Source organism: Actinocrinis sp. (genome assembly GCF_035653575.1).
GTDB lineage: Bacteria > Actinomycetota > Actinomycetes > Streptomycetales > Catenulisporaceae > Actinocrinis.
Genome location: NZ_DASRBQ010000180.1, coordinates 80,471 through 90,079, shown reverse-complemented (window position 1 = coordinate 90,079; position 9,609 = coordinate 80,471). Strand labels below are relative to the sequence as shown.

General features: G+C 68.1%; 9 protein-coding genes. 2 read left to right on the top strand and 7 right to left on the bottom strand.

What is annotated here, in order from left to right; translation table 11 throughout:
* From VFA06_RS24540 to VFA06_RS24520, 5 genes are all read right to left on the bottom strand, one after another.
* The coding region (locus VFA06_RS24540) for a tetratricopeptide repeat protein (protein WP_324843072.1) at window positions 1-1,839 on the bottom strand (1,839 nt) is incomplete at its 3' end.
* 635 nt (window positions 1,840-2,474) lie between these two features.
* Window positions 2,475-3,236, bottom strand: a complete 762-nt coding sequence (locus VFA06_RS24535; protein WP_349260336.1) for a phosphotransferase — start codon at window positions 3,234-3,236, stop codon at window positions 2,475-2,477.
* A gap of 91 nt (window positions 3,237-3,327) precedes the next feature.
* Window positions 3,328-4,059 carry a hypothetical protein gene (locus VFA06_RS24530; RefSeq protein WP_324843070.1) on the bottom strand — a complete coding sequence of 244 codons (732 nt, stop codon included), beginning with the start codon at window positions 4,057-4,059 and terminating at the stop codon, window positions 3,328-3,330.
* 75 nt (window positions 4,060-4,134) lie between these two features.
* Window positions 4,135-4,353 (bottom strand): hypothetical protein, encoded by a 219-nt coding sequence (locus VFA06_RS24525; protein ID WP_324843069.1) that lies wholly within the window; start codon window positions 4,351-4,353, stop codon window positions 4,135-4,137.
* The gene (locus tag VFA06_RS24520) at window positions 4,350-4,859 is read right to left on the bottom strand and encodes an ATP-binding protein (RefSeq protein ID WP_324843068.1); all 510 of its coding nucleotides are present in this window, start codon (window positions 4,857-4,859) and stop codon (window positions 4,350-4,352) included. The genes VFA06_RS24525 and VFA06_RS24520 overlap by 4 nt, the downstream gene beginning before the upstream one ends.
* Window positions 4,860-4,985: 126 nt before the next feature.
* Between VFA06_RS24520 and VFA06_RS24515 the strand changes: the two genes are divergently transcribed.
* Window positions 4,986-5,765: a GntR family transcriptional regulator gene (locus tag VFA06_RS24515; RefSeq protein WP_324843067.1), complete on the top strand. Its 780-nt coding sequence runs from the start codon at window positions 4,986-4,988 to the stop codon at window positions 5,763-5,765.
* Window positions 5,762-6,511 carry a glycosyltransferase family 2 protein gene (locus VFA06_RS24510; protein WP_324843066.1) on the top strand — a complete coding sequence of 250 codons (750 nt, stop codon included), beginning with the start codon at window positions 5,762-5,764 and terminating at the stop codon, window positions 6,509-6,511. The genes VFA06_RS24515 and VFA06_RS24510 overlap by 4 nt, the downstream gene beginning before the upstream one ends.
* Window positions 6,512-6,545: 34 nt before the next feature.
* Here the strand turns inward: VFA06_RS24510 and VFA06_RS24505 are convergent, their stop codons facing one another.
* Both VFA06_RS24505 and VFA06_RS24500 read right to left on the bottom strand, forming a co-directional pair.
* Window positions 6,546-8,351: an NAD-binding protein gene (locus VFA06_RS24505; RefSeq protein ID WP_324843065.1), complete on the bottom strand. Its 1,806-nt coding sequence runs from the start codon at window positions 8,349-8,351 to the stop codon at window positions 6,546-6,548.
* A gap of 96 nt (window positions 8,352-8,447) precedes the next feature.
* Entirely contained in the window at window positions 8,448-9,584 is a 1,137-nt protein-coding gene (locus VFA06_RS24500) for an alpha/beta hydrolase (protein ID WP_324843064.1), read from the bottom strand.
* Between the last annotated feature and the right edge of the window lie 25 nt (window positions 9,585-9,609).

Below are 9,609 nucleotides of genomic sequence, written 5' to 3'. Positions count from 1 at the left end.
CGATAGCGCGCGGATTCCGCGGGCTTCGGCTGAGGCCAGCTCCGAAAGCTCCACCTCGATGCGAGCCAGCCACAGCAAGTTGTCCACCAGACGCGCGGCGTCGCCGTCTTCGTCGTTGACCCTAAGAGCTTCAAGCGCAGCAAGATGAGCGTCCGGCAGATCGGCCCGTCGATACTGCAATTCCGCGAACCGGACCCGCGTTTCGGCGACCTGGACGCTGTATTCCCCGTGCACCCTTCGACGCACCGCGATGCATGTGGTCATCAAGCTCGCCGCCTGATCGTATTGCCCGCAAGCTAAGAGGTAGATGCTTGCGCGATGGAGCAGCGTTCCCATGGTTGGTGCCACATCTTCGAATGGCCCCGGCGTGCCGCTTAGCCTCTGCTCGTGCTGGGCGGCAAAGATCACATGAGGTACAAGCCGACTGCACTCGGCCCATCGATCCCGACGTTTGACGTCGGTGGGGAACGCCGCCGCGAGCAGTCTTACCGCCGTCGCTAACCAGAAGCGCTCGCCTTCGGTTTGCATCTCGGTACGCACGACGAGCTGGACGAGTCGGTGCAGGGCGATTCCGCCGGTGTCGCCCTGGATCGTGATGAGCGAGTACCGCTCGAGCTCTGCGAGCGTGAGCTCGTACGCGATCCGCGTTTTCGCCAGCGCGGCTAGCGTCTCCGGATGCGCCGCGACGATCTCGCGCGGGATGTCGTCGGGCGCGAGCATGGCGAACAGACGCAGCAGGTTCTCGGCCCCGGGCTTGGCCTCGGCGATGCTCCGCACCGAGACCGACAGGCTGGCTGAGACGGCTGCCGGATGTGCGCGCGGGCCCGGAAGCGAGAGGACTTCGACCACGGCGTCCTGCAGTAGTTCCAGGTAAAAAGCCAGGTCATGATGGGTTTCCGTCACGAACGTGGCGGCAACGTCAAGCGCGAGCGGCAGGTAGTCAAGGCTTTCGGCGATCCGCGCGGCACTGTCCCGGTCGGTGCTGGCCGTACGCGCGAGAAGGAACGAGGTGGCCTCATCAGGCGCCATCTTCTCCACCCGGATCGCGCGATGTACGGAGGCTGCGAAACGCTGGCGCGAGGTGATCAGAATGTGACCGCGCAGCGACGCCGTCGGAACGAGCTGCGCGAACTCGTCATCGTCTTCGACGTTGTCAAAGACGAGCAGCCAATCGCTTTTCGCATGGAGCTTCTCCCAAAGTTCAGCGATCATCCTCTCAGGGTCCGGGTCGCGAGGTACGCCGAGCGATTCAGCGAGCCGAGTCAGCTGTGGGACGATCTGGGTCGCCAACTCGGCAGAGATCCATTTCACGATGCGATAGCGAGTCGCGTAGCGGTGAGCGTATTCGAGCGCGATGCTCGACTTCCCCACCCCCGCCATTCCCCAGAGCAAGCAACTGCTTAACCGGTCCGGGAACCGCATCGTGAGGTTGGCGTGCACTGCTTCGATGAGCTCCTCGCGGCCTTGAAAATCAGGGTTCCGGTCGAGCAGGTCCTCGATGTCGGGGCCGTTCGCGGGGCACCACACACCGGACTGCGACGGCAGCTGCATCGCGGTCGGCACAGGAATCGGCCGGTCACCCAAGAGCGCCGTCGCCAGCGCCTGATAAAGGGACATCTCGCTCAAGCCGACAGCGGAGAGCCAGTGGTGGCCAGCGAGCAAAGCCTCATCGGCCACCTGCTCAACGGAGAGAATCAGCAAACGGTCGTCGGGCGCGTCGGCGATCCACTGCGTCACCGCTTCGCGCCGGTCAGGCGGCAGTGCGGACAAGCTCGCCGAGAGAATGAACAGCACCCTCGTGTCGTCTGCCCCGAGGTCGGCATCCTTGGTCCCGTCCATCGGCAGTACCTGCATGGCGACACCGACCTCCGGGAGGGTCCCCAGTCCTTCCGCCGCCCAGCACGCCCACGAATGGTCCGCCTCCACATAGCCGACGACGATCCTTACCGACCGATGCGGGAGAGCTGGACCGAACTGCGACCTGCGCTCGCGGTCATAGACCACCGCGAGTAGCGCGACGTACGTCCCAGCGCCGGCGACGAGCGCGCTGAAGGCGGAGAGAATCAGTTGGGACGCCTTCGGCTGGTCTGAGAATTGTGCATATAAGCCAGCGAATGTGCCAAGCGTGCCTACAGCGGTAGCGGGAAGCAGCCACCATGGACTGGCCAAGCCACCGAAGATCGTTCGTCTGCGAAGACGAGGCGCGATAGTACTCGTGGTTGGCTCGCTGATTTCATCGACGCCTGGCGCTCTCGTCACCGAACCTCCAGCACATCCCGCGGCAGGCCCCTCGGTCAGTGATCGCCGAAGATGCCTTACACACTAGGGTTTGACAGAGATCTGTGACGTTGAATTCGAAAGATTGGCGTGAAGGGTTCAGTGGCCTGTTCCTTGCCGCAGCGCACGTGCAGTTTCCGGTCCTCGACGTGATCCCGCGGCTGTCATTGATGCTGACGGCGGTGTTGGGCCATCGACTAGATCAGCGCGGCGAGGAAGATCGCGCGCTGATCTGCGAGCCAGGCCTGCAATCGGTCCCAGGTGGTCCATCCGCCGTGGTCATGGAAGGCCCTGACGAATGATGCGTCGCCGGCTTCGAGCCGGGCGGCGATTTCTGCGCGCTCGACCACAGTCACCTCGCCGATGACACCGAGCAACTCGGATCGATCATCGGCCGACAGCCCGTAGCCGTCGGCGAGGACCCGAAGGCGGCGCACGGGATCGAGGCCGACATAGGACGGGAAAAGTGCGGCCGTCTCGGGGTCGAGCATCGGAACCCAGTAGCGGGCAGCCATCGCGACGTCCCACAGCGGACGCCCCGGTGCGACCATGTCGAAGTCGATCAGGGCGTACGCCTCGCCGTCGCGGAAGACGACGTTTTCCACGCAGGCGTCACTGTGACACAGCATCGTGCCGCCGCGCGGATCGCCCAGGTCCGTAGCCCAGGGGACGTCCGGCTCCAGTGGAATCGCCGACGACGCGTGGTGAAATCGCCGAAGGAGCGCGCCGACCGACGTCAGTGCCGCCTCGGTCATCGACCAGGCGGGATACGGCTGAAGCGCGACCTCGCCGGGCACGAAGGTGAGCTGCTCGCGTCCGTCGGCCAGGCCGACGGGCTTGGGCGCGCCGGTGAAGCCGTGATCCCGCAAGGCCTCCAGGAAACGATGAATGGCCGGCGCGTGCGTCTGCGCCGGCCGGTCCACGATTTCGCCGCGTTGGAAGACCGCACCCGCGTTCATGATTCCGCCGCTCAGTTCCCCGTCCACGGCCGCCAGCCTAGCGAGTGCGCGGTACCGCCTCGGCTGATGCTCCCATGAGGCGAGGCTCGGGCTATCGGTGGCGGATCCAGATGTTCGGTTCGGTGTACGTGCCGAGGTCTGCTTCGCGGTCGATGTGCAGCACACTGAGACCCTGCGGGATGATGTAGTCGCCGGTGGACGGCAGGGGGATGCCGGACCACTTCTCCCACTCGGCGACGGTGCCGGTCATGGTCTGCGAATTGGGTGCCGCAGCGAGGATGGTCGCGCCCATGCGCAGGTGGGTGCGCACCCACGGGTCCAGTGCCGAGCCGTCCGGGCGGGTCCACGTCATGAACGTCTCGATCGGGGTCAGCGGGTATCGCTGCTTGAGGGTGGGACGCACCGGAGCGATGACACGCTGCAGCCCGGTTTCGGTGGCCAGGTCGCGCAGGGTAGCGAGAAGCTGGCCGGCGAGGCCTTGACCGGTTCGTCGACCGGCGACGATGGCGCCGCAGATGACCAGGGTGTCCGGCTCGATTCCCTGTTCGCGGCCTTCGACCGCGCGAATGGTGGCCTGCGTGTAGCCGCTGGGGAGGTCCGCCACGGTGCCGTCCCAGCGCACTGGGACGCCCCAGCCGGTGGCAACCGGAGCTTGCTCGGCATCGACGAGCGTGAGGTTCCACTCGGGGAACCATTCGCGCACCCGGCCGATGTACTGCTTGGCCAACTTGTCCGCGGCGATGAACTCGGGAAAGCCGTCAGAGTACAGATCCGCCATCTGCTCGTCGGTCCACTCGCGTGCGTCGGTCCGTACGGCGGTCATGTTCGCCTGCGTCATACGCGCCTGCCTCGTTGCGCCGCGTGGGAGGTGGAGGTAGACGGGACTGTACTGCGCGGCTCAGGTGATCGGTACGGGGTGCACTGGGGTTACGGTGCAGCGGACGAGGCGTACCGTGCCGTCAGCGCTGAGCAACCAGAAGCCGAAGCCGGTCTCGAGGTCGCCTTCGAGTCCTGACTCGGGACGGCCACGCGCGTCGTCGTAGAGCTGTCGGGCTTTGTCGGCGGTGATGTAGTCGGAGGTAATTCCGGCGCGGCTGAGGAGGAAGGCGTCGGTCACGAGGGGCTCGGTGTAGGTTCTGCGGGCCAGGCGAGTTCGGCCCACCAGACGGCATGGTCCGGGTACCGGCTGTGGCCCCATTTGTCCGACGCGGACGTCACGATCGCCAATCCGAACCCGTACTCCTCGGCTTCGGCAGCGCGGTCACGGTTGAGGTCTTCGTGGTGCATGGTCGTCCAGGGGTGGATTGCAGGCGCGTGAGCGGTTTCCGGCTGGGCCTGGGCCTGAGCATGGGCCGGAGGTTGGGATTCAGGCTTCGGCGGAGGTGGGTAGCCGAACGGACCGCCGTCCTTGACCTCGATGCGAATGCGGCCGGGCGCGAGGTCGACGGAGAGTTCGAACTGGCCGCCCCGGGAGGTGGAGTGGCGGATCGCGTTAGTGGCCAGTTCGGACACGATCAGCTCGGCGTCCTCGGCGCGCGGATTGCCCGGCAGCAGCGCGCGGACGGCGAGGCGGGCCGCGGCGACCATGCACGAGAAGCCTGGCAGCGTGATCGAGATGCGCATGGTGGGTGCGGTCCCCCCGTGGGCCGTCGGCGGACTTGCTCTCTAGGGAGCTTCACCCTAGAGAGCTTGCGGCCTCCCTAAGGAGCCGGTCAAGCTATCCACGCCGACATTCCACTTCCCGGCGGGGTGAGACCGATCACCAAGCGCAAGTACGAGATCATCGCGGACGATCTGCGGGCGCGGATCATCGACGGCAGGCTGCCTCCGGGCGCGCGCTTCCCGACCCTTGCCGAGATTCAGGAGGATTACGGCGTCGCCGAGGGGACCGCGTTCCGAGCAGCGAAGATGCTGTTCGACGAGGGCCTCACCGACACTCGCCCGGGCGCGGCGACGCGGGTGCGCGGACGGCCGGAGGTGATCCGCCTCGTGCGCGCTTGGTACCTCGATCCGCCGTCGGGGTCGCCCTGGCACGCCGAGATGGCGGCGCAGGGGCGCGTTGGAGCGTTCGAGGCGCATTCGGAGACGGCGAGCGCGCCTCCGGCGATCGCCGAGCGCCTCGCGATCGCGACCGGCGACTCGGTGGTGCGGACGGCGTACAAGTACACGGCCGATGCCAAGCCGACCTTCACCGCGACCAGTTGGGAGCCGCTCGGGCTCACCGGAACCACCGCGGCGCAGACTCCCGAGGGCGGCCCGTTCGGCGGCTGGGGCATCATCCGCCGGCTGGCTGAGGTCGGCATCACGGTCACCCGCGCGGTGGAGGAGATCGTGCCGCGCACGCTGACTGGTCCGGAGGCGGAGACCCTGGGCCTGCGGGCCGGGATCGCAATCATTGTGATTGAGCGTACGCACTATGCGGGTGACAAGCCGGTGGAGACCGCTGACATGGTGATCCCGCCGCCATACCGTCCGCGTTATGAGATTCCGGTCGAGACGGTGGGCGAGGAAGAGATGGGCGTGGAGTGACCGGCGAACGGGTGCTGTCGGTGGTGACGCCGATCTTTGAGCCGCAGCCGGATTACTTGATGCAGGCCTATGAATCACTCGCCGGGCAGGAGATGCCGGCGGGGTGGGTGTGGGAGTGGGTGGTGCAGGAGGACGGCCGCACAGGTGAGGTGGTCCGGTTGCTCCCGCCGGATCCGCGGGTGCGGGTCGGGATGGGACGGCCGCACGGCGGGGTAGGTCAGACCCGGAATATGGCGCTGGCGCGGTCGCGCGGGGAGCTGGTGAAGGCGTTCGACGGCGATGACGTGATGGGGCCGGGCTGCCTGGCGCGGGATATCGACGTGTTGAGCCGTGAGCCGGAGGTGCAGTGGACGACGTCGCGGGCGCTTGACCTGCTGCCGGACGGTTCGACGGTCGCGTCGCAGCACGATCCGCAGCCGGGGCGTCTGGAGCCGGGCTTCGTGGCGGATTACTGGCGCACGCACGGGTATCGGCTGCCGGTTCACGGCGTGACGCTCTGCATGCGACGGCGGCTGCTCGTCGCGCTTGGCGGCTGGATGGGCGTGCCGGGTTCGGACGACACGGGGCTGTTGGTCGCGGCGAGCGTGGTGGCGCCGGGCTATTTCCATGGCGAAGTAGGGCTCTACTACCGCAAGTGGCCCGGACAGGTCACGGCGCAGCCGGCGCACACGGAGGCGGAGGAATGGAACGCGCGGATGGGGTTGATTGAGGAGAGGGAGGAGGCGTTGCGGGAGGTGTGGAGGTAAGGGGGAGGAAGGTGAGGGGGTGAGGGGGGCGAAGTCAGGAGACGCGGCTGGTGTGGCGGCCGAGGCCGGCGCGGGTGGCCAGCAGCACGTACGCGTCCCCGGCTTCGAGCCGGCGCGCGTGGTCCGGCCGCCATTGGTAGTCGTGGGCGTGTTTCGTGCGTATGGCGATGACGCGCACTTCGCCGGGGACCTCGATGTTGCGCAGGGTCCTACCCACAAGTCCTGACTCCTCGTCGGCTACGAACTCCGCGACGAGAACCACGTGGCGGTACACCGAGAGCGTGCCCAGTACCTCGCGGCCCATCAGCGCGGCGGCGAAGGCCGGGGCGGCCAGGTAGGACACGGATCGCGAGGCCGCGTTCGTGAAGGTGCGATAGACCTGGGTGGCGAAGTCGTCGTCGAAGAGGCGCAGCACGACGCGCACGTCCGGAGCCAGGGCTCTGGCTTCCAGCGCCGCCTCCAGGTTGGCCGCGTCGTCCCCGGTGAGGGCGAGCACGGCCCGGCAGCGGTGCACGCGGGCCTTGCGCAGCTGGTCTTCCAGCGGCGCCTCTCCGGTCAGGACCGGCAGTTCCATGCCGCGGACCGCCGCGATGCCGCGTGCGGTCGGGTCGCGTTCGATGCAGACCACCGGGATGCCGATCTGGTGAATCAGGGTCGCGACACGGACGCCGACGTTGCCGAGACCGAAGACCACGACGTGACCGCGTACGCCCGCGCTCGGCTGGCGGGCGATGCCGGCGCGGCCGCGCGCGATGACGTCCAGCATGATCGCGGTGATCGCCGGGATGAACATGATGCCGCAGAACGTGGTGACCACTTGCGCGACCCGCTGCCAGGAGCCGCCGGTCTGGCTCGGCTGCCCGAACACGTCCGGCTGGGCCGCGCCCGCCAGGTCGAGCAAGGTGTCGTAGACGGCCCACGCAAAGCGCTGATTCAAGTACCAGACCGTGAAGAACGAGGCGAGTACGGCGATGAACGCGCCGAGGAAGACCCGGCTGAGCTGCGTCGTGCCGATCAGGCGGCGCAGATCGACCAGGCGCCAGCGCAGCCGGGAGAACCAGGAGGGGGTGTGCGGGCGCACGCCGTCGAGGAAGCGGAGCACGGCTCGGGTGCCGGGGGCGAGCGGGGCACTGGTGGGATCAGCGGGGTCGGTGATCGGGGCCGGGGTGAGATCGGGGGACATGGCGGCCGGCGGGGCGGATCCGGCTATGGGGATCGGGGGTTCTCGGGTGACGCCGCTGATCCAGGTGGCGGCGGGGCCCGGGGCGTCGGGGAGCAGCCGCATCTGCGTGAGGTCCTGCTTGTCTATGCGGTCTGCGATGGTGCACAGGAAGTCCGCCGGCTCTCCGTCCGCGCCGATCTCGACGCTCACTGATTTGCCGCCGACCTGCACCGAGTTGGGCCGGCGCAGCGCCGCGTTGACGAATGCCGGGGCGGCGGTGGCCGAACGGGAGAGCGCCGCGCAGTTGTTCAGCAGCCGCTCGACGTGCTTGCCGAGGCGCTGGTTGTACATCCGCAGCACGACGCGGAGCTGCGGGTTGAGCGCTTGGGCGCGAAGCGCGGCGTGGATGTTGCTCTGGTCGTCGCCGTCCACGAGCGCGATGCCGCGCGCCGTGGCCACATCGGCGGACTTGAGCACCTCCTCGGTGATCGTGGGCACCGCGATGACCGAATCCCGGCCGAGCAGCTTCGTGATCTGCGGCGCGTGGTCCCGCTCCCGGTTCGGCACGATCGCGACGACGGAGACCTCGTACAGCTCGGTCAGTTCGGCGACGAGACGGTGCGCGAGTGTGTTGGCGCCGCAGACGATGTAGTCGGGTCCCCGCCCTCGATCCGCCATGATCCTTGATGGTAGAGGCAACAGACGGGCTGTGGGCAGGGTGAGCCGCCTGTGCTGATGGCCACAGGAAAAGGGCGCGGCGGGGCCGGCCCTGGGTCAGCCGGTCGCGGGAATCAGGTGACTGCTGAGCCACTGGAGGGCGGCGGGGACCTCGGCGTTCCAGGTGTTGAAATTGTGGCCGCCGGAGGCGCGAATCAGGGTTGAGACACGCATCGGCGGCTTGGCGTCGCGGACGAACTGCATCGTGGGCCCATAGTTCGTCTCGCCGGTGCGGCTCGTGGTCAGCAGCGCCGCGATCGGCGGCGAGGGCAGATGCTCGATCCGCCACAGCAGGTCGTTCTGCTGGCGGAACACCGGGTCGCCGCCGTACAGGTCGCCGGTCGTGCCGTCCTGCAGGGCGTCGAAGTATCCTGACAGGCTGGCCGCGGCCGAGAACCGGTCGGAGTTGAGCATCGCCAGCTTGAGCGCGCAGTAGCCGCCGGTGGAGTCGCCGACCAGGCCCCAGCCGGACGCGTCGCTGCTGACCCGGTAGGTGCGCTCCACAGCGGAGGTCACGTCCATCGCCCAGAACTCGCCCGCGCGCGGACCGCCGCCGGCCACGTCGGTGCACTCGGTGTCGCGGCCCGAGATGATCATCGGCGACATCATCACCAGGACCATCGGCTTGTCCTGCCCCGCGTTGATGCCGTCGACAAGGCGGGCCGGGTAGCGCAGCAAGGTGACGAGCTTGGTCACGTCGCCGGGGTAGCCGCTGGAGACGATGACCGCGGGGAACAGGGTTTTGCGATAGCCGGCCTGGAAGTACTGCGGCGGCAGGTAGATCAGCGCGTGCGCGGACAGGCCGGTGAGCTGGCCGCGGACCGTCACGTCGTCGAGCCTGCCGCCTTGGGTGGGGTCCGCGCCGCCGGGGATCGGCAGCGTGCTGTGGCTGTTGACGGTGATGCCCGAGCCGTTCTGCGCGGCGCCGAGCGGTGCGGGCGCGGAGGCGGCGTAATTGCCGGTGGCGACGCTGACCAGGTCGTGCCAGGACCCGTAGAAGCCGAAGTAGTTGTTCGCGGCGGCCAGGACCGTGGCGAGCAGCAGCACTTGGGCGACGGCGAGGGCACCGACGCGTCCGATCAGCGCGCGCGGGCCGCGGCCGGCCAGCCTGGGCCAGAACCGGACGACGGCGAAGAAGCCCGCGGCGGTCAGCACCGCGAGCAGGACCAGGAGGGGGAGACCCGTCAGGCTCATGACAGGGGCCTCATTGCCGGGTTCT

What these genes read in the sequence shown, in the direction of transcription:
- VFA06_RS24535 (WP_349260336.1), bottom strand. Translation starts at nt 3,236, where the DNA reads ATGAACGCGGGTGCGGTCTTCCAACGCGGCGAAATCGTGGACCGGCCG.
- VFA06_RS24530 (WP_324843070.1), bottom strand. Translation starts at nt 4,059, where the DNA reads ATGACCGCCGTACGGACCGACGCACGCGAGTGGACCGACGAGCAGATG.
- VFA06_RS24520 (WP_324843068.1), bottom strand. Translation starts at nt 4,859, where the DNA reads ATGCGCATCTCGATCACGCTGCCAGGCTTCTCGTGCATGGTCGCCGCG.
- VFA06_RS24505 (WP_324843065.1), bottom strand. Translation starts at nt 8,351, where the DNA reads ATGGCGGATCGAGGGCGGGGACCCGACTACATCGTCTGCGGCGCCAAC.
- VFA06_RS24500 (WP_324843064.1), bottom strand. Translation starts at nt 9,584, where the DNA reads ATGAGCCTGACGGGTCTCCCCCTCCTGGTCCTGCTCGCGGTGCTGACC.